Origin of the sequence: Mesorhizobium sp. B2-5-4 (assembly GCF_006441095.1) — a bacterium.
Lineage (GTDB): Bacteria > Pseudomonadota > Alphaproteobacteria > Rhizobiales > Rhizobiaceae > Mesorhizobium > Mesorhizobium salmacidum.
This window is the reverse complement of the sequence record NZ_VFUR01000014.1, coordinates 26,441-49,307: the sequence shown is the minus strand read 5'-3', so window position 1 is coordinate 49,307 and position 22,867 is coordinate 26,441. Positions and strand designations below refer to the sequence as shown.

26 protein-coding genes are annotated in these 22,867 nt (G+C 64.0%); 9 read left to right on the top strand and 17 right to left on the bottom strand.

What is annotated here, in order from left to right; genetic code table 11:
* Nucleotides 1-31 precede the first annotated feature (31 nt).
* Nucleotides 32-568, top strand: a complete 537-nt coding sequence (locus tag FJ492_RS18450; protein WP_140771396.1) for a DUF6428 family protein — start codon at nucleotides 32-34, stop codon at nucleotides 566-568.
* 54 nt (nucleotides 569-622) lie between these two features.
* On the opposite strand, the gene FJ492_RS18445 is transcribed toward FJ492_RS18450, so the two are convergent.
* Complete coding sequence (locus FJ492_RS18445) at nucleotides 623-1,705, bottom strand: histidine kinase dimerization/phosphoacceptor domain -containing protein (RefSeq protein ID WP_140771394.1); 1,083 nt, start codon at nucleotides 1,703-1,705, stop codon at nucleotides 623-625.
* A gap of 258 nt (nucleotides 1,706-1,963) precedes the next feature.
* Nucleotides 1,964-3,430, bottom strand: coding sequence for a hypothetical protein (locus FJ492_RS18440; protein WP_140771392.1), 1,467 nt, complete (start codon nucleotides 3,428-3,430; stop codon nucleotides 1,964-1,966).
* Between the two features lie 207 nt (nucleotides 3,431-3,637).
* On the opposite strand from FJ492_RS18440, the gene FJ492_RS18435 reads away from it, so the two are divergent.
* The gene (locus FJ492_RS18435; protein WP_246676063.1) at nucleotides 3,638-4,285 is read left to right on the top strand and encodes a sulfotransferase family protein; all 648 of its coding nucleotides are present in this window, start codon (nucleotides 3,638-3,640) and stop codon (nucleotides 4,283-4,285) included.
* Between the two features lie 85 nt (nucleotides 4,286-4,370).
* On the opposite strand, the gene minE is transcribed toward FJ492_RS18435, so the two are convergent.
* From minE to minC, 3 genes are all read right to left on the bottom strand, one after another.
* Complete coding sequence (minE, locus tag FJ492_RS18430; RefSeq protein WP_027144293.1) at nucleotides 4,371-4,643, bottom strand: cell division topological specificity factor MinE; 273 nt, start codon at nucleotides 4,641-4,643, stop codon at nucleotides 4,371-4,373.
* Entirely contained in the window at nucleotides 4,640-5,455 is an 816-nt protein-coding gene (gene minD / locus FJ492_RS18425) for a septum site-determining protein MinD (RefSeq protein ID WP_027144292.1), read from the bottom strand. Before minD ends, minE begins: the two co-directional genes overlap by 4 nt.
* Nucleotides 5,456-5,607: 152 nt before the next feature.
* Nucleotides 5,608-6,450 carry a septum site-determining protein MinC gene (gene minC, locus FJ492_RS18420; RefSeq protein WP_140509406.1) on the bottom strand — a complete coding sequence of 281 codons (843 nt, stop codon included), beginning with the start codon at nucleotides 6,448-6,450 and terminating at the stop codon, nucleotides 5,608-5,610.
* A gap of 52 nt (nucleotides 6,451-6,502) precedes the next feature.
* Here minC and FJ492_RS18415 point away from each other — a divergent pair, with 52 nt between their 5' ends.
* Nucleotides 6,503-7,192, top strand: a complete 690-nt coding sequence (locus FJ492_RS18415) for a C-terminal helicase domain-containing protein (RefSeq protein WP_140771390.1) — start codon at nucleotides 6,503-6,505, stop codon at nucleotides 7,190-7,192.
* A 70-nt stretch (nucleotides 7,193-7,262) separates the two neighbouring features.
* Here FJ492_RS18415 and FJ492_RS18410 read toward each other — a convergent pair whose 3' ends face one another.
* The 8 genes from FJ492_RS18410 to FJ492_RS18375 all read right to left on the bottom strand — a co-directional run bounded on the left by FJ492_RS18410 (nucleotide 7,263) and on the right by FJ492_RS18375 (nucleotide 11,722).
* Entirely contained in the window at nucleotides 7,263-7,412 is a 150-nt protein-coding gene (locus FJ492_RS18410; protein WP_140509404.1) for a hypothetical protein, read from the bottom strand.
* Between the two features lie 49 nt (nucleotides 7,413-7,461).
* Nucleotides 7,462-7,749 (bottom strand): hypothetical protein, encoded by a 288-nt coding sequence (locus FJ492_RS18405; RefSeq protein WP_027144288.1) that lies wholly within the window; start codon nucleotides 7,747-7,749, stop codon nucleotides 7,462-7,464.
* A gap of 168 nt (nucleotides 7,750-7,917) precedes the next feature.
* Nucleotides 7,918-8,241 (bottom strand): DUF2934 domain-containing protein, encoded by a 324-nt coding sequence (locus tag FJ492_RS18400; protein WP_140508670.1) that lies wholly within the window; start codon nucleotides 8,239-8,241, stop codon nucleotides 7,918-7,920.
* 121 nt (nucleotides 8,242-8,362) lie between these two features.
* The gene (locus tag FJ492_RS18395) at nucleotides 8,363-8,962 is read right to left on the bottom strand and encodes a BA14K family protein (protein WP_140771388.1); all 600 of its coding nucleotides are present in this window, start codon (nucleotides 8,960-8,962) and stop codon (nucleotides 8,363-8,365) included.
* Between the two features lie 107 nt (nucleotides 8,963-9,069).
* Nucleotides 9,070-9,579: a DoxX family protein gene (locus FJ492_RS18390; protein WP_140771386.1), complete on the bottom strand. Its 510-nt coding sequence runs from the start codon at nucleotides 9,577-9,579 to the stop codon at nucleotides 9,070-9,072.
* 320 nt (nucleotides 9,580-9,899) lie between these two features.
* A complete protein-coding gene (locus tag FJ492_RS18385) occupies nucleotides 9,900-10,379 on the bottom strand; it encodes a tetratricopeptide repeat protein (protein ID WP_140771384.1) in 480 nt (159 codons plus the stop codon).
* A 30-nt stretch (nucleotides 10,380-10,409) separates the two neighbouring features.
* Nucleotides 10,410-11,381, bottom strand: coding sequence for an MBL fold metallo-hydrolase (locus FJ492_RS18380; RefSeq protein ID WP_140771382.1), 972 nt, complete (start codon nucleotides 11,379-11,381; stop codon nucleotides 10,410-10,412).
* Between the two features lie 119 nt (nucleotides 11,382-11,500).
* Entirely contained in the window at nucleotides 11,501-11,722 is a 222-nt protein-coding gene (locus FJ492_RS18375; protein ID WP_140771380.1) for a DUF680 domain-containing protein, read from the bottom strand.
* 617 nt (nucleotides 11,723-12,339) lie between these two features.
* Between FJ492_RS18375 and FJ492_RS18370 the strand changes: the two genes are divergently transcribed.
* Genes FJ492_RS18370 through FJ492_RS18360 form a run of 3 tightly spaced genes read left to right on the top strand, consistent with a single transcriptional unit; the run spans nucleotide 12,340 to nucleotide 17,572 of the window.
* Nucleotides 12,340-16,458, top strand: coding sequence for a Pls/PosA family non-ribosomal peptide synthetase (locus FJ492_RS18370; protein WP_181166679.1), 4,119 nt, complete (start codon nucleotides 12,340-12,342; stop codon nucleotides 16,456-16,458).
* Nucleotides 16,455-16,931 (top strand): GNAT family N-acetyltransferase, encoded by a 477-nt coding sequence (locus tag FJ492_RS18365; protein WP_140713858.1) that lies wholly within the window; start codon nucleotides 16,455-16,457, stop codon nucleotides 16,929-16,931. The genes FJ492_RS18370 and FJ492_RS18365 overlap by 4 nt, the downstream gene beginning before the upstream one ends.
* Nucleotides 16,928-17,572 carry a 4'-phosphopantetheinyl transferase superfamily protein gene (locus tag FJ492_RS18360; protein WP_140771376.1) on the top strand — a complete coding sequence of 215 codons (645 nt, stop codon included), beginning with the start codon at nucleotides 16,928-16,930 and terminating at the stop codon, nucleotides 17,570-17,572. The genes FJ492_RS18365 and FJ492_RS18360 overlap by 4 nt, the downstream gene beginning before the upstream one ends.
* An 8-nt stretch (nucleotides 17,573-17,580) precedes the next feature.
* Here the strand turns inward: FJ492_RS18360 and FJ492_RS18355 are convergent, their stop codons facing one another.
* From FJ492_RS18355 to FJ492_RS18345, 3 genes are all read right to left on the bottom strand, one after another.
* Nucleotides 17,581-18,681, bottom strand: coding sequence for a KamA family radical SAM protein (locus FJ492_RS18355; protein WP_140771374.1), 1,101 nt, complete (start codon nucleotides 18,679-18,681; stop codon nucleotides 17,581-17,583).
* Nucleotides 18,682-18,807: 126 nt separating this feature from the next.
* The gene (locus FJ492_RS18350) at nucleotides 18,808-19,686 is read right to left on the bottom strand and encodes an NmrA family NAD(P)-binding protein (protein ID WP_140508651.1); all 879 of its coding nucleotides are present in this window, start codon (nucleotides 19,684-19,686) and stop codon (nucleotides 18,808-18,810) included.
* A complete protein-coding gene (locus FJ492_RS18345) occupies nucleotides 19,683-19,865 on the bottom strand; it encodes a DUF1127 domain-containing protein (RefSeq protein ID WP_140508649.1) in 183 nt (60 codons plus the stop codon). The genes FJ492_RS18350 and FJ492_RS18345 overlap by 4 nt, the downstream gene beginning before the upstream one ends.
* 215 nt (nucleotides 19,866-20,080) lie before the next feature.
* On the opposite strand from FJ492_RS18345, the gene FJ492_RS18340 reads away from it, so the two are divergent.
* Nucleotides 20,081-20,992 (top strand): transcriptional regulator GcvA, encoded by a 912-nt coding sequence (locus FJ492_RS18340; RefSeq protein ID WP_140751435.1) that lies wholly within the window; start codon nucleotides 20,081-20,083, stop codon nucleotides 20,990-20,992.
* A gap of 72 nt (nucleotides 20,993-21,064) precedes the next feature.
* Here the strand turns inward: FJ492_RS18340 and FJ492_RS18335 are convergent, their stop codons facing one another.
* On the bottom strand, nucleotides 21,065-21,517 hold the full coding sequence (locus FJ492_RS18335; protein ID WP_140508645.1) for a helix-turn-helix domain-containing protein: 453 nt from the start codon (nucleotides 21,515-21,517) through the stop codon (nucleotides 21,065-21,067).
* 114 nt (nucleotides 21,518-21,631) lie between these two features.
* On the opposite strand from FJ492_RS18335, the gene FJ492_RS18330 reads away from it, so the two are divergent.
* Together FJ492_RS18330 and FJ492_RS18325 are read left to right on the top strand one after the other, a co-directional pair.
* Entirely contained in the window at nucleotides 21,632-21,928 is a 297-nt protein-coding gene (locus tag FJ492_RS18330; protein ID WP_140751437.1) for a YciI family protein, read from the top strand.
* A gap of 50 nt (nucleotides 21,929-21,978) precedes the next feature.
* A complete protein-coding gene (locus tag FJ492_RS18325) occupies nucleotides 21,979-22,794 on the top strand; it encodes an oxidoreductase (RefSeq protein WP_140508641.1) in 816 nt (271 codons plus the stop codon).
* Nucleotides 22,795-22,867: the final 73 nt, after the last annotated feature.

Below are 22,867 nucleotides of genomic sequence, written 5' to 3'. Positions count from 1 at the left end.
CCTAGAAATGTTGAAACAAGGATTACCGCACATGCCCGCCTCTGACAATCGGGAATTTGAACTCTCCATCGTCAGTGATCCCGAGGACATCACCATCGCTGGCCTGCTGGGGTTCTTGGCCGGCCACAAGGACAGGCAGCTGGTGTTTTTCTACGATGGCCGGCCGGTGCGGCCCGGCTACCACGTCACCGAGGTGAAGGCGGGCACGTTCGCAGCGCTGGACTGCGGCGCCAATCCGGAAGCCTGGGCCGAGATCTTCGTCCAGCTCTGGGACGTCGACGAGGACCGCACGCATATGCCGGCCGCGAAATTCTCCGCGATCATCCGCAAGGTGACGAAGCATGTCGACCTTGACCCTTCCGCGCGGCTCACCTTCGAGGTCAGCGACGGTGCGCACCCGATCGCGCTTTATCGGGCCGCCCTTCCCCGGCTCGTCGACGGCGCGGTGCATGTCGAGCTTTCGCCCCGGCCGGCAAGCTGCAAGCCGCGCGACCGTTGGCTGGAGGAAGAGCGGAAAGCCAAGGCCTGTTGCGAGCCTTCCGCCGGCTCGCAACCTTGCTGCGGATAGATCACAGCAGGCTGGCCGGTCCAGCGTGGGTGAAGCGCGATTTCAGTATCCAGTCTAGGCTGCGGCGGCAGAGCGCTTGAACACGATTGTGACCCGGGTGCCTTCGTCAGCGCTGGAGGTTACATGGAACTCCGCCTTGGCGTTCTCGCTCAGCGACTGTGCGATGAGCGCGCCGAGCTTGCCTCGCTTGGGCCAGCTTTCGCCGTCCGGCAACCCGATCCCATCATCGGCAACGACGACGCGGCAGCCATCCCCGTTTACGACGCTGTGCAGGGTGATCGTCCCACTGTCGCGCCCGCGAAATGCATGCTTGAGCGCATTGGTCAGCAGTTCGTTGACCACCAAGCCAGTGGGCATGGCAACGTTTACCGAGACCGGATAGGTGTCCACTTTCATGTCGAGGCGAATGCCCTCGACAGCATGCGAGGCCATTACGGCGGACGCGATCTGGCTGAGATAAACGCCGAGATCGACCTCCTCCTTGTGCTCCTCGCCCGACAGGGTCTGATAAAGGATGGCCAGGGCGTCGACGCGGCCGGCCAGTCTTTCGAAGCGGTTGCGGTCCGGCTCGGCCGCGTTGCGCGTTTCGAGGCGGATCAGGGCGGTGATCATCTGCAGATTGTTCTTCACCCGATGCTGCAATTCCCGCAACAGCGTGTCCTTCTCGCGAACGCGCTCTTCGATCGAGCGCGCATCTTCGGTCTCGCCATGGGCCGAGACGTCGACCAGAGCCACCAGCCGGAAGCAGGCTCTGCCATTGTCATCCTCGATGATGTTGGAATAGACGTCGACGATTGCAGGCTTGTCCTCGGCCCGCTCCAGTCGGAAGGTACCGACGAAATCGGTTTCGTCGACCACCGCACTTGATAGCGCGCGATCCTTCTGCTGGTGCAGGCCGATGCCGGAAAGTGCCGCCCAATGCTTCTGGGCGAGCTTGGCCGCCTTCAGACCGGACAGTTTCTCGAACTCCGGATTGGCATAGACGACACGTTCCTGCCCGCTGACATCCGAAACGGCGATTGCAATTGGCACCTGGTCGAGGAACTTCTTGAATTGTTCGCTTTCCAGCGCGCTGGCAAGGTCCGGCGTTTCGAGCAACTGCTCGACCGTCTCCGCCTTATCCGAATTCGATGTCATCTGCTCATCCAGGAATTTCTGCTATCAATATCAGCGAAGTATTGCGCGAGCTATCGCCAAAGCGGCATTGCCACTGGCACAATGAGCAGGCCGGCACCAGCCTGGTCTCACGCAGCGGTCAATACCGAAGACCGGTAGGTGATGAAATACTGGTCGCGATGCGCCTGGCGACCTCGACGGCCGCCGCTTTCGACCGCCCGACATTGAACAGCGCACGCTAAGCGCAAAGCGCTGGGCAACGAGACCTGCGGAGCCGAGCTACGACGTGGCACGCAGGTTCCTGCGGATGGGCCGCCTGCCCGTTGCACGGGCTTTCTCGGCCACCACGGCGGCGATCTCTACCACCTCGCCCTCGCGCGGTCTGCCGTTGGTGGCCTTGTGGAGCCGTTCGTAGGGCAGCAATTCCTTGATCCGGGCATTGAGCGACGCGATTTCGGCCCGCAGATCCTCGCATTCCTGCCGCTGGACATCCCGTTGTATGTCCTCCGACGCCTGCTGCAGCGTGAGCTGCGAAAGAGTGGCGTTCGCCCTGGAAAGGCTCAGCTTGTCGGCTTCGTTCTCATCCGTGAGCGCGGACAGTCTTTCATCGGCGATCTTCTTTTCGGCCACTGCGTCGTCCAGCTCGGTCTTGAGCCTGGCCATCTCGGCGGCGGCCGCACTGTTCTCGTTGGAGGCCCGCTCCAGCCGCGATTCCAGATCTCGTATCTCGGAACGCAATCCGCGCATTTCCGTCTGGGCGCGAGCCCGTTCGGCTTCCCAGTCGCCTTGCATCATGCTGGCCGACTCGGTCTTTTCCGCCAGCTTGGCCTGTGTCGCCTCGAGCGCCTTCTGCAGCCGGATCTCCTCTTTCTCGCTCTTGCCGAGCGCCGCCATCAGTTCTGCAAGCCGCGCCGCTTCGCTGGCGTGGATTGTCGAAAGCTCGTCCAGCCTGTGGCGCGCCTGGGTCTCCCGCTTCAGCACCTTGTCGAGCTCGGCTGACAGGCTGACATGTTTTTCCCGCAGCATCTTGCTCTCGCGCAGGCGCCTGTTGGCTTCGACCGTCCTGGCCGTCAGCCGGTTGGCGATGTCGCCGAATTCCGCGTCGCGTTTGGCGCTGGCATTGGCCGTCTCCGTGAGCTCGAGCCTTACCGCCGCAAGCGTTGCGCGAAGCGTCTCCCGGTCCTGGACCAGGCTTGTCTCGCGCTGCTGCAGCAATTCGCACGCGCCGTCACGCTCGCGCAGCTTTGCCGCCGTGTCGTGCAGCTTGTCCGACAGCGTCCTTTGCTCCGCGACCAGCCCGGCATTCGCGAGCTCCAGCTCGTTGGCGCGAAGAATGTCGGTGTGGAGGATGTTGAGGAATTCGCGCGTCAGATGGTGCGAGGTCGAGATCTCCGACAGTTTGCCGTTGATCTCATCCAGATAATCCCTGGCGTCGTGGAACATCCCTTCGAAGGCATTCAACGCCGCCAGCCGGGTCTGGGCATGGGGGGTCAGTCGTGGCGCGGTTTCGGCAGTTTCGGCATTGCCCGCGTCATCCGGATTGTCCGCGGCATCCGCATAGTCGGCATCGGCTTGTGGTGGCGAGGCATCGGCGCCTGACCCGGCATCGGGGACACCGTCGCCCTTTGGCGGTGACTCGAATTCGCTGTCGAGGCTGGCATCCAGGGCGTCCGCAAGATCGTCCTGCAACTCCTGGAGGGCATTATCTACGTCTTCAGCACGCTTGATCAGGCTCTTGAAGTTCATACGGAACTCCCTCTGTACGCAACCAAAACCGGATATTTAACAAACTGCTAATATGCATCCTTACATCCGCTTATTCCGCAGGGGAAGCCCCCCTTGGAAAATGTAAATTTCCGACATTGGCGATTTGGATGCCGCGAGCAGCCAGTGCCGAGCCTCCGGCGCAGACCGTGGCGTTCGCGACGGTGTGAACGTGGTGTGCAGCCCGATATGCTGCCGGCAAACGGCTTGCAGGTCGAACGGGAGGGCGTGGAGATGTCGATCAAGGTGATCGGAACCGGCTTCGGCCGAACGGGCACGGATTCGATGCGCGAGGCGCTGGCCATTCTCGGCTTCGGCCCCTGTCATCACATGCATGAAGTGAACGGCAACGAGGAGCAGAAACGGATGTGGCGCGCGCTGGCCCAAGGTGCCACGCCGGACTGGAACCAGCTGCTCTCGGGCTATGTCTCCTGTCTGGACTGGCCCTCGGCGTACTACTGGCGCGAACTGATCGAATTCTATCCGAATGCCAGGGTGATCCTGACCTACCGTTCGGCCGAAAGCTGGTGGGAGAGTTTTGAAAAAACGATCGCGGCGGGACTTGAGCAAAGCGTGGATCAGGAATCGCTGGGCCTTGTCCTGATCGCCAGGCAGGTGTTCGGCGGCCGGCCTGGCGATCGAGCGCATGCCATTGCCTGCTACGAGGCCAATGTCCGTGCGGTGTACGCTGGGGTGCCACCGGAGCGGCTGCTGGTCCACGCTCTTGGCGATGGCTGGGAACCGCTGTGCACCCATCTCGGCGTTGCGATACCGGATCAGGACTATCCCAATCGCAACAACGCCGCGGGCTTCAGGTCGAGATTTTCGCTGAACTGATCTGGACGGATACCGGCGGTGCCGGCCCGGCAAAATCCGGGTCCCTCGCCCCTCTGGAGCGGGGCGAGGAAAAGGCGAGGCGTTTTTACCCCGCCATGGCCAGCGGCACGGCGCTCTTGTTGGGGATCTGGATGTCGATTTCCAGCGTCGACATGGTCTCGCCGCGATCCATCGAGACCTGGAGATAATCCTGGTCGATCTGCACATGCCTGGCGATCACAGCCATGATCTCCTCGCGCAGGATGGAGACGAGATCGGGCTGGCCACGGCTGCGGCGCTCATAGGCGAGCAGCACCTGCAGCCGCTCGCGCGCCACCGGCGCGCTGGTGCGCCGCTTGAAGAGGTCGAGGATGCTCATGCGGCCCTCCTTCCGAGCAGACGGTCGAGAAAACCCTTGCGTTCGAAGGGCACCACCACCGGCAAATCTTCGCCTTCCAGCCGCCTTGCCGCTTCGAGATAGGCTTTGGCGGCGTTGTTGAGCGGTTCCGACAGCGTCACCGGCGAACCGAGATTGGAGGCGCGCAGCACATCCTGGCTTTCCGGGATGATGCCGAGCAGCGGTACCGACAGGATTTCCAGCACGTCGTCGATCGAGAGCATTTCGCCGCGCGCGGCCCGCGCCGCGTCATAGCGCGTGACCAGCACGTGCTTGGCGATCTGCTCGCCCTGTTCGGCGCGCATGGTGCGGGCGTCGAGCAGGCCGATGATGCGGTCGGAGTCGCGCACCGACGACACTTCCGGATTGGTGACGATGACCGCCTCGTCGGCGAAGCGCATGGCGAGCTGCGCGCCGCGCTCGATACCGGCCGGGCTGTCGCAGAAGACATAGTCGAAGACCGATCGCAGCTTGTCGATCACTTCGCCGACACCCTGCTCCGTCAGCGCATCCTTGTCGCGCGTCTGCGAGGCCGGCAGCAGGAACAGCGTGTCGACGCGCTTGTCGCGGATCAGCGCCTGCGACAGCTTGGCTTGCCCCTGGATGACATTGACGAGGTCGAACACCACGCGCCGCTCGGCACCCATGATCAGGTCGAGATTGCGCAGGCCGACGTCGAAATCGACCAGCGCCACCTTCTTGCCGGTCTTGGCGACCGCGGCACCCAGCGCGGCCGTCGAGGTGGTCTTGCCGACGCCCCCCTTGCCCGATGTGACGACCACTACCTTGCCCATGGAAAAAGCCTCCGTTGCCTGTTGTCGTTTGTTATGCCGTGCGCCGCACGGTCAGAGCCTGCCATCATGCCATCCCAAACCGGTCTGAAGCTTGCGCGCGCGGCGCATGTCCCGACCGGAACCGTGAAACCCGGCGTCAGCATCGCGCCGCCCTAGTTCAAGGGCACGACGGCGAGCATGTCGCCTTCGAGGAAGGCCTGCACGGCCTTGCCGCGCGAGACGCCTTCCATCTCTTCGGCCGTGGTGTACCAGCCGTCGACCGAGATCAGTTCCGCCTCGTTCCTGCGGCAGAAGATGCGCGCTGACCGATTGCCCTGCGAGCCGGCGATGGCGCGGCCACGCAGCGTGCCATAGACATGGATCGAGCCCGCCGCGATGATCTCCGAACCGGACGCGACCGAGCCGAGCACGATGACATCGCCATGCGGATGGAAGATCGACTGGCCCGAGCGGATCGGCGACTTGACCATCAGCGTGCCGGCCTGGACCGCCTCCACCACGCCGGCTTCCGCCGCCTTGGCAGCCTTGCCCTTGCCGGCCTCGGCCTTGATTTCGACAGGCTTGCCGTCTTCGGGCTTGCCGGCGTCCTTGCCGTGATCCGAAAACACCGTCTCCAGCTTGCCGGCTTCTTCCAACGCCTCCGCCTTGCCCTTGCGGCCGGAAAGCAGACCGTCCGAAGTCGCCTCCTTGGCGCCGGTCAAAAGCGGCGGCAGGTCAAGCCCGAGCGAAGCGCCTTCGAGCTCGATCGCATAGACCCGGATACCGCGCGCACCGAGCGAAGCAACCAGCAGCGCGATATCGGCGACCTCGGGCTTCAGCACGTTCAAATCGAGCACCACGGGGCGCCCGGCAAAATACCCCGGCGAATTGCCGATCCAATGATCCAGCCCCTCCAGCCAAGCGGAAATCGGCGCCTCCGGCGTGAGCGAAAAGGCCACGAACGAACGGGCGCGAAAACGGATGGATTTTGTTTCGACGGGGGCGGCAAAGGTCACGGCCAGCGAATCCTTACTGAGAGGTAAACGCTAGGGGGTTAATGGTTAACGAATGGTTAACGGGGAGGGTGGAGAGAGAGTTGGACCCGAGGTTTCTGACAGCGTGGAGGCAACCATACTGACCGTTTGCCTGGAAACCAAATCTGGCACGCGGGAAGTTGGGGTGCCCCTTCTGGTACATCGGCGGTGCGAAGAGCCTATGTTCAGTATATCGAATGCAATTGCCTATGAGAATCTGATGGTCCAAGCGAAGACCTCCAAGATCTCGCCTATCCGGGACATTCTAGGTCCTTCGCAGTGGATCGATGTGGAAGGGCGCGGACAGGAGAAATGGTGCCAGCGGGAGGGCGAGGTATTGCTGGATATGCTCAGGCAACTCCGCCAACAAGAAATCGCACCTGACTTTTACATTGTGACCCCGTTTGTGGTGGTACAGGATCGCATGCGTGAAATGTTGCGCTCCAGCGGTTTGCTTGACGGATGGGTCGAGAATCCCTTCACCTGGGTGTACGAGCGCGTCGGAACAGTCCACACGGTCCAAGGGCGAGAAGCTGAGGCAATTTTCTTCATCCTTGGAGCACCCAATGCCGAGCAGCGTGGCGCGCGAGGGTGGGCAGGCGGACGACCCAATCTGCTGAACGTCGCCGTCACGCGGGCTAAGGAGGTCGTGTATGTCATTGGGAACCGAGCTCTCTGGAAAAGCGCGGGTGTATTTCAGTCGCTTGATAAATTCTTGTTGTAGTGAATCAAGAAGGCATTGCCGAACAGTTGGCCTGAGCTGTGGTGGCAGGGCCTAGGGCAGATTCGCCATCTCACCCCCGCTTGAAATACTGCACCTCCCGCTCATGCTTCTCCGCCGCCTCCCTCGTATCGAACGTCCCCAAATTCCGCCGCTTCCCCGTCTTCTCGTCCTTCTTCCTTGAATAAAGCCGGTATTTTCCGTCCTTCAGCTTCCTGATCATCGGTCTCTCCCTTGGCGAAGGGCCCGGCGATCGCCGAGCCCTTCCCTTGTCAGTCACGGTGTTCGGGCATGGCTTTCAGCTGGTCCTTGGTCCAGCTGGTCACGGCGTGGACGTCGCCGTCCTCGTCGCGCATGAAATCGAGTTCGTTGGCGGCGACGGCGACCGGTTTGGCGCCGATACCGAGGAAGCCGCCGACGTCGATCACGACCTGGCCGCTGCCATGCATGTGGTCGACGGAGCCGATCTTTTCGTCGTTGGGGCCGTAGATCGTCGCGCCTTCAAGCGTGTCGGGGGTCAGTTCGGCGGGGCGGAGCCTTACGTGGTTTGCGTGGTCCATGAGTGCATCTCCTCTGGGGGTTGGGACAGGGTGAACCTCCGAGGTGGCCAAGGGTTCCGACATTGCCGCGGATGACGGAAGTAGCGGGCGCGCGGATTTTGAGGGCCGGCTCGATGAATCATCTTCTCATCAAGCCGCGCCAACGCATTGTCTCGAAATGCCTCGCGTTCAGCGCCTGCGCTTGGCCTTGAGGTTGCGCGCGGCCTGCTCGATCGCGGCGCGGTCGGTGCCCAGGCGGTCGAGCAGCGCCTGCGCCTCGTCGCCCGATATGCCGGCGCGGATGGCCAGTTCCTCTACCGTCAGCACGTCGGAGCTGGCGATCTCGCCGGTCTGCGGCAGCGCGTCGTCCGCCGTCAGCGGCAGGGCGGCTTCCCTATCGATCTCCATCTCGGCCTGGCGCCAGTGACGGTCATGGTCGCCATGCGCGCCGCCTTCGCGCTGCCAGATCTCGTAGGCGCGATTCCTGATCTTGTCGTCGCGGTCGTCGCTCATATCCATTCCTCCACTCATGTGAGGCATGAACGCCGCGCCGATCCGAACGATCCAAAAAATCTGCGTAATCTCTGGGATCACAAGGCGCTACCTTTCAGCGCGCCCGCCCCGCATCCGGCGGCTATTCGCACTGGCGCCTGGGTCCGCCGGAATAGGGCTGATAGCTGTTGTCCTCGGGCCGGTAGGAGCGATAGCGGCTGAAGCAGGAATCGACATGGTCGGCGGAAAGCCCCGCCGTGGCGACCGAAGCGGCGTCGCCCGTCTCGGCATAGCTGACTTCGGCTGAAGGCTTTGCCCCCTGGTCGGCGCCGGCGTCGAGATAGGGCGATACGCAGGGGCGCAGCCGCCCGCTATAAGACATGTAGCTGTTGTCGTCGGGATGGTAGGAGCGGTAGCGGCTGGCGCACCACTGGAGATGGGACGCCGGCAGGACCGCGTCGCTTGCGGCGGGCTCGATCGAGCCGGTCGCGGCCGGATCGGGTGCCGGCTCCTTGGCGGCGATGTCGGGCGGGGCGGGCTGGTCGGCCGGCAAGCGTTCAAGGTTCTGCGCCGCCTTGTTCACCGGCCGCGCGTTCCTGGTCCAGAGCTCCGCCACGCTGACAGTCGGCCTTGCCTCATGCGCAGGCTTGGCGGCAAGCAGCCAAGCGGCAAAGGCGAGCCCGCTGCCGAAAACCGCCAGCGTCAAAACGAAGCCGCTGACCAGTGCCACGATCGCTTTCACGTCACGCTCCTTCAGCCCCTGCTTATAGAATGCGGAGCATCAAGGCTGGTTCCAGCAAAGTGCGTGTCGCGAGCGTGTCCGGATGAGGCGCGCGGGCTCAGCTCCCCTCAAACCGGCAGCCCCAGGGAAAACTGGTTCTCCACCGCCAGCAGCGCCGCCACCATGTCCTTGTCGCGCCGCCGCTGCTGCAGGTAGCCGGCCAACAACCAGTCCAGCGAGAACCTGCCGGCGCCGACCGCGGCAAGCACGAACATGCCGCCCGCGATGGCCAGATCCTTTTCGAAATGCAGCAGTTCGTTCCGGCTGGCGAAGTCGGTGTGGAACAGGGTTGCCGTCGCCAGGCAAAACAGGCCGAGACCGATGGCGCCCAGCCGCGTCAGCAGGCCTGTTGCGACGGAAAGCCCTGCCCCCAGTTGCAGGGCCACGGTGGCGATGAACAGCGGCAGGCTGACACCGAGCGCCGCCATCGCCTTGGCGGCGCCTTCGAAATGGGTGGCCAGCGTGACGCCCTCATGCAGGAAGATGAGAGAAAGCAGCAGGCGACCGGCGATCAGGGCCGCGTCCCTCAGGTATTGTCTGGTGGCGTGCAGCTTCGCGGCGCGTTCGTTCAGGGTCATGGTCGGGCTCCGATATTTTGGGCACAGGCGCCGCGCGGGGATGGCGCCTGCCGAATGTTATGTTCGAAAGGGCCGGAGCCGGTTCGAGGGAGAGGCGCCGGCTCCGGCAATGGGCGCCAGCCACAAGCGCCCGAACTTTGGTTCATTTCGCGTTGAGGTTGGCGCCAGGGCCCCCTCATCCGGCCGCTGCGCGGCCACCTTCTCCCCGCCGGGGAGAAGAGGCTTGCGCTTGTGCCGGCCCCCTCCCCTCCCCTCGGGGAGAGGTCGGATTGCCCCGAATTGCCCTTCGCAATTCGGTTGGCAATCCGGGTGAGGGGAACTTACTTCGTCACCTTGCTGTCGATGGCCTTTTGCAGGTCGGAAAGCTCCTCGCAGCCGGCCGGGCAGAGTTTCTGCAGCGAGGCCAGTTGCTGATTGGCCTTGGCCATGTCGCCGGTCTCGACATAGAGCTCGCCCAGATATTCGCGGGCCGCCTTGTGGTCGGGCTTCAGCTCCAGCGCCTTGTTGTAGTAGGTCAGCGCGGTGTCGAAGTCGCCGGTCTTGCGCAGTGTGAAGCCGAGCAAATTATAGACGTCGGCCTGCTGATTGTCCTGCGCGAGGTCGCGCAGATCGGCCAGCGCGCCCTTATAGTCCTTGGCGTCGAGCTTGGCCTTGACGGCGGTGAGGTCGGGCGCGTCGGCGCCCTCGATGTCGTCCACCGCAAAGGCAGGCACGATTGTGGCGACGGGAACGACGGTCAGCACGGCAATGGCGCCGAGCAGGCCGAACAGGGCGTTTCTGCCCAAAAGGGATCGTTTCATTGTCTGTCTCGCTTGGTTGAGTGCTGGCGCTCAAATCTGCACGGGAGTGAAGCCATAGGCGCTGCCGTCCTTGACGAAGACGCCGGTGCCCGGGAACGGAAAGTGCGAGCCGGAAATGCGGATGTTGTCCGCGATCACCCGGTCGATGATCTTGTGGCGCGTGGCGATCGCCGTCGGCCCGTCCTGGTCGTAGGCGCCCTGCCATTCCGGGTGCGGCGCCAGCAGCGCCGGCACATACATGGTGTCGGCCGAGATCATCAGCTGCTCCTTGCCGGAGTTGGCGAGGTACACCGAATGACCCGGCGTGTGGCCGGGTGCGGCAATGATCTGGATGCCGGGCACGACCTCGGCGCCGTCCTCGACCAGCTTCCAGTTCTTCCATTTCGGGAAGTTCTCGGCGATGCGCTTGCCCGCCGGCTTGCGACCCTCCGGCAGCTTGGCCAGACGGCTGGGATCGGTCCACCAGTCGTATTCGGTGGCGTTGACGATCAGCTCGGCATTGGGGAACACCGGCGTGTTGGTGCCCTTCTCCATCAGGCCCCAGACATGGTCGGGATGGAAATGCGAGATCATGATAGTGTCGATCGCCTTGTAGTCGAGGCCGGCGGCGGCCATGTTGGCCGGCAGATGCGTGGCGTTGGCCTGCCATTGGCCGACGCCCGAGCCCGCATCCATCATGATCAGCCTGCCGCCCATCTTGAGCACGGCGACGGTGAGCGGAATGGGCATGAAGTCGGTGGTCAGCCCGGCCTTGGCGAGTGCCGCCTTGGTGTCGTCGACCGAGACATCCCTGATGAAGGCCGGGTCATGCGGCTTCTTCCAGATGCCGTCATAGATGGCAGTGACCTCGATGTCGCCGACCGTGTATTTGTAGAAGCCGACGGTGGGCTCCACCGGCGTCTGTGCGAAGGCGGGCCGGGTGAATTCCAGCTTGCCGGCAAGGCCGAAAGCGGCAGCGGCGGCGGCGGATTGAAGCACTGTGCGGCGTGTCATGCTGAACATGGTGATCTCCTCTGTTGAGTTGTGGCTACTTTTTCGAAGGAATGACGGAGGACCGCCGGCCCTCCGTCGCTGACCGCGGATCGGAGCGGCACCGTCGGGATCCGGCGCCGACCATGAACTCAGCGGCCCCAGATGCCTTGGCCGGGTTCCTCCGCATCAGATTTCATCGTCGCCTGCACGCCGTGGCGGACCATGTCCGGCTTGGTGGTAGAGGCGGTGTAGGTGTTGTCGACCGTCACGGCGGCCGGTGTGAGGGCGCTCGTGCCGAAATGGTCGCTGCCGGCAAAGGCAGAACTCGAGGCGAGCAACATCGCAGCCACGCTGAGGGCGAGCTTGGTCATTTCGGTAAATCCTTGTTTCGTTTTCCAGGGGTCGCGGCCGCAAGATTGCCCCGCTTGCAGAGAAGACTCGGAAGGGCTCCGCTTTATTCCCGGGGCGGTGAGATTTTTTGGAACGGCCGAAACCGGCGGCAGCGGCCATGCGGAAGGGCGCACCCAGACACAATCCAGAAATAAGTTTCAACAGTTCGGAAAAACTGGCGAAAAGATCGGATGGCATAAGCATTTCTCAACGGCGAGAAATCTGGCCGCCGCACAGGCATACGGGGTTTGGGTACGGGCGATGCAACGAGGTTCGAACGGATGGATGGGTGCCCTGCCCGGCATGTCGCTCGTCGACGGCAGCGCCCAGGATGCGCACGCCTCCGCCCCGAGCCGATGCTCCCGAACATGTGAAGACGGAGCGGCTGGTTCTGTGATAACCGCCCGGCCAAAGAGGACCCGGCGGTCAGCGATCGCCGGCCGGGATTCCGGAATCTTCCATTTTGGAAGGTTCGGTCATTCCAGCTCCATCAACAACGACCAAATTGCAGCGGCGGCGCAGCCGATAATGCCTGCTCGAGCGGCGGCATGATCGATATGTGCCTGTGAAAGCTTCGCCAGGACGAGAAAGTTTGGAAATGGACCACGGTATCGAAATCGCCGAACTGGACAGGGAAGCGGCAAGATCGGGCGGAGAGCCCGAGACCAGCCCCCACAGCGCCGATGCACTTGCAGGACTTGCCTCCATCGCACACAGCCAGGTCCTGGTGGGTGCCGATTTTTCCCGGGCAGGTCAGCCGGGCGAGCGGCTCGACAAGGTCTTCGAGCAACTCGCCGAAACATTCGCCACGCTGCCGGCGGTGATTTCCGAGGGCCGCGGCTGGACCTATCAGGAGCTGGACAGGCGCGCCAACCAGTTCGCCCGCCTGCTGGTCAAGCGCGGCGTGCGGCCGGGCGACCGGGTCGGCCTCATTCTCGACCGGTCCGCGGAAACCTATGTGGCCCTGCTCGCCGTGGTCAAGGCGGGCGCCGCCTTCGTGCCGCTGGCGACCGCCTTTCCTGAAGAGCGCATGGCGCTCATCATCGAAGACGCCAGCGTCAGCCTGATCGTCACCATCGCCACCTATGCATCGCGGGCCGACCAGCTGCCGGTTCCGCATCTGTTGATCGACAGCGCCGCCGCCGAGATATCAGCCCAGTCCGACGCGCCGCTGAAGCCGCACAAGGCGCCGGCCGCCACTGCGATCGAAGACATCTGCTACATCCTCTATACGTCGGGCACGACCGGCAGGCCCAAAGGCGTGGCCATCCGCCACCAGAGTTTTGTCAACTTTATCCGCGTCGCCGCCGCGTCTTACGGCTACCGGCCGGGCGATCGCGTCTACCAGGGCATGACCATCGCCTTCGACTTTTCCTCCGAGGAGATCTGGGTGCCGTTCGTCGCCGGCGCGACCGTCGTGCCCGCACCGGGCCAGATGCCTCTGGTAGGCGAAGAGCTCGCCGATTTCCTGCGCCATCACGACATCACCTGCATGGCCTGCAGCCCGACGCTTCTGTCGTCCATGACATCGGACGTGCCCAGCCTGCGCACTTTGCTGGTGGGCGGCGAGGCCTGCCCCCACAATCTGGTGGTGCGCTGGTCGAAGCCCGGCCGGCAGATCCTCAATACCTATGGCCCGACCGAGGCGACCGTCACGGCAACCATGGGTGCGCTGACGCCGGACCGGCCGGTGACGATCGGCGCGCCGCTGCCCACCTATTCCATCGTCATTCTCGACCCTTCGCTGCCGCAACTTGCCGAGCCTGGTGAACTGGGCGAGATCGGCATTGCCGGCATCGGGCTGGCGGTCGGCTATCTCAACAGGCTAGACCTGACCGAACAGAAGTTCATCGCCGATTTCCTCGGCCTGCCGAACAACCCGTCCAAGCGCATCTACCGCACCGGCGACCTTGGCCGGATCAACGACGCCGGCGAGATCGAGTATGCCGGGCGCATCGACACCCAGGTGAAGATCCGCGGCTATCGCATTGAACTCGGCGAGATCGAGGCCGTGCTGCTGGACCAGCCTGAAATCGCGCAGGCCGCCGTCACCACCTGGGAGATCGAGCCCGGCCGCGTCGAGCTCGTTGCCTATTACGCGCCCAAGGCCGGCCAGCCGGCGCTCTCGCGCGCCGACATCGCCCAGACGATGAAGCGGCGGCTGCCGGACTACATGGTGCCCTCCTATCTCGAGGAACTGCCGGCGATCCCGATGACGGTCTCCAACAAGGTCGATCTTCGCCAGCTTCCCAAACCGACGACCGTCCGGCTTTCGGCCGACCGCGCCATGGTGCCGCCCGGCAACGACGACGAGCGTTTCCTGGCCGACGCGCTATGCGCCGTGCTGAGATTCGACGACGTGTCCGTCGAGGACAATTTCTTCGACGATCTCGGCGCCAACTCGCTGCTCATGGCGCATTTCTGTGCCCGCGTGCGCACCCGCAAGGAATGGGCGACGACGTCCATGCGCGACATCTATCTCTATCCAACCGTGGCGCGCCTGGCCAAGCACCTGAGCGTGGCGGAAGAGATGACGACGGCCACCAACGAGCCTGTTCTCACCCGCCAAGCGTCCAACCTCGTCTACTGGACCTGCGGCGCGGCGCAGTTGCTGTTTTACGCGCTTTACAGCTTCGTGGCGCTGTGGGCGGTCAATGACGGCCTCAACTGGGTCTACGACACGCTCGACGACCCGCTGCAGCTATATGTCAGGTGCGTGGTGCTCTCGGCCGGCGTGTTCTTCGGCATGTCGGGCTTCGCCGTTGCCGCCAAATGGGTGCTGGTCGGCCGCTGGAAGGCGGAAGCGTTCCCGATCTGGGGCCTGCGCTACTATCGCTTCTGGGTGGTCAAGACGTTGATCCGCACGGCACCTGTCGTGCTGTTCCGCGGAAGCCCGCTCTACAGCCTGTACCTGCAGCTTCTGGGAACCAGGATCGGCAAGAACGTGGTCATCGAATCCCGCGCCGTGCCCGTGTGCACGGACCTGATTTCGATCGGCGACCGTACGATCCTGCGCAAGGAATCGCTGATCCTCGGCTATCGTGCCCAGGCCGGCTATATTCACACCGGGCCGCTGACCATCGGCCGCGACGCCTTCGTCGGCGTCGGCTGCACGCTCGACATCGACACCGCGATCGGCGATGGCGGGCAGCTCGGCCATTCGTCCTCGCTGCAGCGCGGGCAAAGCATCCCGGACGGCGAACACTGGCATGGATCGCCGGCGGTGCCGACCACGGCGGACTATTGCAAGGTGCGCAACGTCAACCCTCCCCGCATCCGGCGCTTCCTCTACGAGGCCGTGCAGCTGATAGGGCTGTTTGCCATCGTCACCCCGCTGCCGCTTTTGTTCCACAGCTATTGGGAGAATATCGGCGACGACTATCAGGAGACGATCGGCATCGTGGCGATCGGCACCACGGTCACGCTTTTCGGCTACATCGCCTCGGCCTTCCTCGCCGCCACGGTGGTGCCGCGCCTGTTCAGCCTGATCCTGAAACCCGGCCGCACCTACACGCTTTACGGCTTCCGCTACTGGCTGCAGGCGGTCGCCGAGTTCTCGAGCAACTCACGCGTGCTCGGGCTGCTGTTCGGCGACAGCTCGGCCATCGTCCACTACATGAGCGCCATCGGCTGGAACCTCAACAAGGTGGTGCAGACCGGCTCTAATTTCGGCTCCAACCAGCAGCATGAAAACCCGCTGCTGTGCGAGATCGGCACCGAGACCATGGTATCGGACGGGCTTTTCATGATCAACATGCACAAGTCCGCCTCCGCGTTCCGGCTCGAGCCGACGCGGATCGGCGAGCGCAACTATCTCGGCAACAATATCTACTATCCGCCAGATGGACGCACGGGCGACAACGTCCTGCTCGGCACCAAGGTGATGGTCCCGATTGACGGGCCGTTGCGCGAGAATGTCGGCCTTCTGGGCTCGCCGCCCTTTGAAATCCCGCGCATGGTGAACCGCGACAAGGAACTCATCGCCGGCATCGACGAGGCGGACCGGCGCCAGCGCATCCCGCTCAAGAACCGTCACAATCTGGTGACGATCCTCCTGTTCATGGCCACGCAATGGGTCATGCTGTTCGCCACGCTGGCGATCTGGGACCGGGCGCTGAACTATTATACCGAATGGGCGGAAATCGCCCTCTTCGCGGCGGTGCTTCTGACCTCGGCGATCACCATTCCGTTCTACATCTTCGTCGAGCGGGCAAGCCTTGGTTTCCGCAAGCTGAAGCCGCGGATAACGACGATCTACGACGTCACCTTCTGGCGCCATGAGCGCCACTGGAAGTTGGCGGATTCGCCTATCGTGCGCCTGTTCGCCGGCACGCCCTTCCGGCCGATGATCCTGCGCATGCTGGGCGTCAAGGTGGGCAAGCGCGTCTATGACGGCGGCGCCAACCTGACCGAGCGTTCGCTGGTGGAGATTGGCGACGATGTCACGCTCAACGAGGGCTGCGTCATCCAGGCCCATTCGCTGGAGGAAGGCGCGTTCAAGTCCGATTTCATCCGCATCGGCGATGGCTGCACGCTCGGGCCGTCCGCCTTTGTCCATTACGGCGTTGTGATGGGCAAGGGATCGATGGTCGATGCCGATTCCTTCGTGATGAAGGGCGAAGAGCTGGAGCCAAACTCCATCTGGCGCGGCAACCCGGCCAAGCTGCACCGGTTCGTCGAGCCGATCAACGAGGACTCCAGGGCATCTGCGTCTTGAAGGGCGGCGCGCCTGGCACAGTGGACATCCGTATCGCTCCCGTGACCAGGGCCAATCGCGCTTTGGTCACCACGTTGCAGCTGGCGCCGGAGCAGATGGATTTCGTCGCCAGCAATGCGGATTCCCTGCGCGAAGCCATATCCGATCGGGACGCGCGGCCGCGCGCGGTGACGGCCGGGGGCCGGCTTGTCGGATTCCTGATGTACGAGGCGCCGCGGGACGACGACGAGGCGCGCATCTACCGCTTCATGATCGACCGCGCCTGGCAGGGCCGGGGCTACGGCAAGGCCGCGCTGCGGGCGGTGCTGGAGGAAATCCGCGGGCTCGGCCACATCAGGCACGTGTCGATATGCTACGAACCGGAGAACGAGGCGGCACGGCGGCTCTATCGCAGCGCCGGTTTCGTCGAGGAGGGGCTCGATAAGGACGGCGAAATGATCGCCGATCTCGTCCTCCCGGCCGGCGACCGATGACGCCATCAGCCGATCCGTCCGAGGAAATTGCCCTGGCGCGCGCCATGGCCGCCATGGCCCCGGCCGGGTTCCGCACCGGCTGCCGGATCATCCGCGACGGCGACGAAGCCCATCTGTTGCCGGCGGAGGCAGGCTCGATCCCCGCCCGCCAGCCGGCCATGCGGCGGGCCAGCGGCGCGGCGCGCTGGATCGCGCACCGGCTGCTGGCGGACGTCGGCTTCGACGGTTTCGCCCTCTTGCGCACGCCATCAGGTGCACCCGCATGGCCGGAGGGGATAACGGGCTCGCTGGCGCATGATGACGACGTGGCGGTGGCGGCGGTCGCGCCCGTTGCCGGCATAGGCTCGCTCGGCATCGATGTCGAGCCGGCGCTGCCCCTGCCAAACGACATTTTCTCGCTCGTAGCCATTCCCGCCGACCGGATGGGTGCAGCCGACCGGCAGCTCGCCGGCCGCATCCTCTTCGCCGCCAAGGAAGCGGTCTACAAGGCTGCCTATCCGCTGGATCGCGAAGTGCTGGGCTATGAGGACATCGCCGTGGACCTCGAAACCGGCCACGCGACAACGAGGATGGGCCGCAAGGTCAGCATCGCATACTGCATCACCCCGCGCGTGGTCGTGCTGGCGTTTATTGCAGAATAGACATCGGCCTATTCGCTAACCACCTCCCGATAGGTCCTCACCTCCCCATCCAGCCCGCGTATCCGCCAGCTCTGCCCGTGTTGCCCCTCGACATGGCAAGGTCCGAGCGGCACCTTGCCTCCCCCATCCGGCAGGTCGATGACATAGACCGGATTGCAGATACCCGACAGGCGGGACCGCAGCGCTTCCACCAGCGCATGGCCGTCGGCGATCGTGGTGCGGCGGTGCGCCATGCCGCGCGCCAGGTCGCCATGGTGCAGGTAATAGGGTTTTATCCCCAGCCGGTACATCAGCTCGCGGCAGAGCTCTTCCAGCACCTCGACCGTATCGTTGACGCCCTTGAGCAGAACGCTCTGGTTAAGCAGCACGAAGCCCGCCTGCCGCAAGGTGCGGCAAGCCGCCTCAGTCGCGGATGTGATCTCGCGCGCGTGGTTGAAGTGGGTGACCACCGTCACCATCAGCCGGCCCTGCAGTGCCGCCACGAGCCCTGGCGTGATGCGCGAAGGCAACGCCACCGGCACACGCGTGTGGATGCGCAAGAGCCGCACATGGGGGATGGTCTCGATGCGGGCACGGATTTCGGCAAGCGCCGCATCGAGCAGCGACAGCGGATCGCCGCCGGTCAGGATCACCTCGCGGATTTCGGGGTGGCCGGCGATATAGGCCAGCGCCGGCTCCAGCGCCTCGCGCGTATAGCCCCGCCCGATCGAGGTCAGCGATTCCTTGCGGAAGCAGAACCGGCAATAGACCGCGCATTGATAGGTCGGGAATAAAAGCACCCGGTCGGCATGGCGATGCGTCAGCCTGGGCACCGGACTGAATTCATGGTCGGCGATCGGGTCGCCAAGCTCGCCCTCCGTCTCGTCCAATTCCCCAGGCGACGGGATCACCTGCGCCCGGATCGGATCGGCGGGATCGTTCCAGTCGATCAGGTCGAGATAGCTCTTTGGCGCGCGCACCTTGTGGAGCGCGGCGGCGGCTTGCACGGCTTCGCGCTCGGCCGGCGAGAGCGGCAAGGAGGAGAGGTCGCGCACATGGCGTACGCCGGCGCGGACGTCGTCCTGCCAGGCGGTGTCGGCGGCGCGGGTTGCATCTTTGAGGTTGGGCATTGGGCGTCTCGGGCTGTTCGGGCGGACCTATCGGCCGGATGGGCTGTCGGGTCAACCACTGTCGCAACGCCAACCATGTCCGCCGCGCTCTACGGCGCCACCTTTGCCTTCACAACCTCCGCCCCCTTAGCCCGCCATCGCCGCAAAAGCGCTTTCAATGGTCTCAAACCTCAGCTCCGGGTAGAGCGTCCCGGCTTCAGGCGTGGCCGTCTCCAGCGCGGTCTCGCCTCGGATCCAGAACGCGCGCAGCAATCCAAGGCCGGGAACCGCCGCGATCAGCGCCTCAAGCTCCTCGGCGCTCATCTGCTTGATGTGCGGCGAGCGGCCGCTCACCCGGCGCCACAGCTCGATCATCGCACTCTGTGTGATCTTGTTCTGAGCGATGCGGATTTCGCTGCGAACGGCGTCGGGATCCTCCAGCGCACGCAAGGTGACCGCCGCGATATCCTTCTCGCTGACAAACGTCGCCGGCACATTGCCGTCGCCATAGAGCGTCACCTCGTCGGGCGGCAGCGGCGACGAGCCGAAGCGCGTGAGGTCGCCCAGTGTCGCCACCCAGGTCGAGAAGAAGCCGTTGGTGTAGATCACCGTATAGGGCAGGTCGGCCTCCCTGACCGCGTCGAAGACGGCCCGCTTGATGTCGAGCGGTTCGATCGAGCCGGGTGCGGCGGCGGCAAAGTCGAGGCCGAAACCGGCGGACGGCACATAGCGGGAGACGCCGGCATCCCTGACGGCGCGCACCAGCGTCATCTCGCTGGCCGACCCGACATGCACCGAACTGATGACGCGATCGACCTTGCCGACAGCGCGCACAAGGCTGTCATAGTCATCGAGATCGCCGACATGCACCGTGGCGCCGAGCTCCTTCAGCGGGTGCATCCGCGCTTCATTGGCCGATGTGGCGGGCCGGACGAGGACATGGAGGCTGTCGCCATTGCGCGCGCTGGCCTTCGCCATCTCGCTGCCGAGAAGCCCGGTCGCGCCGATGATCAGGGTGCTGGTCATATCGCCCTCCCATTGCCGAGAATGGAACCGTCCCAGTCGCGTTCGAGGCCGATGTCATGCAAACGGCGATCGGAAAGCCGGGAGATCTGGCGCAGCGTGCGGCGGCGCTCGAACGCTGCCGCGCCTCGCGTGGCAAGGCCGCTCATCGCGGCCCCGATGGGTCGAAGGGTCAAGGTCATAATCCGTCTCCTGTGTTTCACTGGGCGCAAGCCTGCCGATGTCGCCCGGGCGGGGCGAGCATGACGGTTGCTCACACTTGTCTGGTCAATTCAGCGCATCGATGAACCGGAAGTCCGGTATGGATGCTTGGGACGCCTGAATATTGGGTCATTCGCGGCTGGACGACAAACGACTCTTTGTGCAGGATTTGTGAGCAACGCTCACAGGTCGAACCATGCCGCGCAGATTGCCGCCCCTCACTGCTTTGCCCGCCTTCGACGCGGCCGCGAGACATTTGAGTTTCTCCAAGGCCGCCGAAGAGCTCAACCTCACCCATGGCGCGGTCAGCCGCGCCATTCGCAACATCGAGGACAGGCTGGGCATCCAGCTCTTCGATCGCGGCACGCGCTCCGTGCGCCTCACCGCTGTCGGCGCGGCCTATGCGGCGGAGGTCGGCAAGGCGCTCGACAAGATCGCCGCCGCCACCATCGCCGCCACGCCCGACCGCTCGACCCGCATCCTCAACGTCAGCACGTCGGATGGTTTCGCCGGGCGCTGGCTGGTGCCGAGGCTGCATCGCTTTCATCGCGCCAATCCCGACATCGACGTGCGGCTGGCGACCTCGGGCGTGCTGGCCGATTTCGTCAGCGACGGCATCGACATATCCATCCGCTACGGCCGTGGCGGCTATACCGGGGTTACGGCGGAATTCCTCGCCGATGAAGAGGTCTTCCCCGTCTGCAGTCCCGAACTCCTGGAAGGCGACCATCCGCTGCGGCAGCCCGGGGATTTGAGGCATCACAAGCTGATCCACGACGCCTTCCGCATCGACTGGGCGACATGGCTTGAACAGGCAGGCGTCGAAGGCATCGACCCCAAGCGCGGCGTGCGCTTCGATTCCGCCACCTTCGCCGTCGAGGCCGCGGTGCATGGCGAAGGCGTGTTGCTCGGCCGCAGCGCGCTGGTTTCGGCCGACCTCGCGGCAGGCCGGCTGGTACGGCCCTTCGACCTCGCGTTGAAATCAGCGGCCAGCTACTACGTCGTCTATCCCGAAGGAGCGCTGCGCGAGAAGAAGATCAGGGCCTTCCGCGACTGGCTGTTCGCCGAGATCGCGGTCGACTGGGTCGGCGCGAAGAAGAGCGGCTGATCCGAACGCTCACCTTCCCTCTCTTACCGGCGAGATATCGCCGTCCGTTCGGAGCGGAGGCTACGCAACCAGTCAGTCCGACGGCTCGTCAGGCAGCTTGGGCATCACGATCTGGATGGGACGGCTGCCGATCGGCGCTCCGGTCCCGCGATCGATGCTGACCGGGTCGATTTCGGTTCCTGTCTCGGCGTCGAAGAACCGGGTGAAATTGCCACCGCCCCGGTGCCTTGCCCCCCATGCGGCGAGCGAAAACAGCACGGGAAGCAAATCCTGACCCGCCTGGGTCAGCACATATTCATCGCGTGGCGGCCGCTCTGAATATCGCCGTTTCTCCAGCAGCCCTTCCTCCGTCAGGGTTGCCAGCCGGCTGGTCAGCATCGTCGGGGCGATGCCGAGGTTCTTGCGAAATTCGTCGAAACGGCTGAGCCCCGCATGGGCGTCGCGCATGATCAGCATGCTCCACGTGTCGCCCACCGAGCCGAGGCTGCGGGCGATCAAACAGGGCTGGTTGGAAAGATTCTTCACGTCGATACCATTTTGATAGTGACTTACTACTGATTTGATAGTATCTGATCCCGCCAGGCCGTTCCACCGAAAAGTGAAGGTGACGGCCGGACATCGCGCCGCTGGAGTCCCCAAATGAAGTTCTATCTGTGCAAGTACATCCCGCCCCGCACCGACTTTCTCGCGACCATGACCGGCGACGAGCGGGAATGGATGAAGCAGCATGGCGCATTTCTGGACGAATTGCTCGATCGCGGACTGATCGTCGCCCATGGTCCGGTGATGGATCCAGGCGGCGGCTATGGCCTGTCGCTCTACCGGATCGCCGAGGACCAGGACATCCAGGCGATAACCTCGCAAGACCCCATCGTGAGGAATGGCGCCGGCCATTACGAACATCACCCCATGCTTCACCTGAGCGTGCGCGGCTGACAGGTCCGTCAGCACAAGCGCCATGACCATGCATCTCGAAGGATATTGAAATGAACACCAAAAATCGCGGCGTCGCCGTCATCACCGGGGCAGCCGGCGGTATCGGACTTGCAACGGCCAAGGCCCTTCTGTCGGCCGGCTACCGCGTCTTCGGCACGAGCCGGAAAGCCACAACCGGGTCGCCGGCCGGGATCACCATGCTGAGCTGCGACGTGACCGATGCGGACTCCGTCGCACGCATGGTGTCGGAGGTCGTAAGCCAGGCCGGGCGCATAGACCTGCTCGTCAACAATGCCGGCAATGCACTGATCGCGGGCGCGGAAGAATCGTCGGTCGAACAGGCAAAGGCCCTTTTCGACGTCAACGTCTTCGGTCTCATCCGCGTCATAAACGAGGTACTGCCGATCATGCGGCGCCAGGGTAGCGGCCGGATCGTCAACATCAGCTCGGTCGTCGGCTTTGTCCCCAGCCCGTTCAGCGCGCTCTACACATCCACAAAACATGCCGTCGAGGGCTATTCCGAATCGCTGGATCATGAGGTCCGTCCCTTCGGTGTTCGCGTCCTGCTGGTCGAACCGGCCTTCACCCGCACCGCTCTCGATCACAATGCGACGAAGCCGGACAGGATGATGAGTGTCTATGATCAGGCGCGGGCAACGGCGACCGCGGTCTGGAACAGTGCGATCGAAGCCGGCGATGCTCCCGAGATCGTCGGCCAGGCGGTCGTCACCGCGGCCACCGCGACATCGCCGAAGCTGCGCTATCCCGCCAGCAAGCAGGCGCGCCGACTGTACCTGCTGCGACGGTTCGTTCCCGCGAATGCTTTCGACAAAAGCCTTCGAAAACAGATGAACCTGCCGGCGTGACAAACGCCACCATTCGGCGGGCCAGTTTCGAGACGCCGCCCTGAACGAAGCGAGACAGGTGGACAGCCAAGAG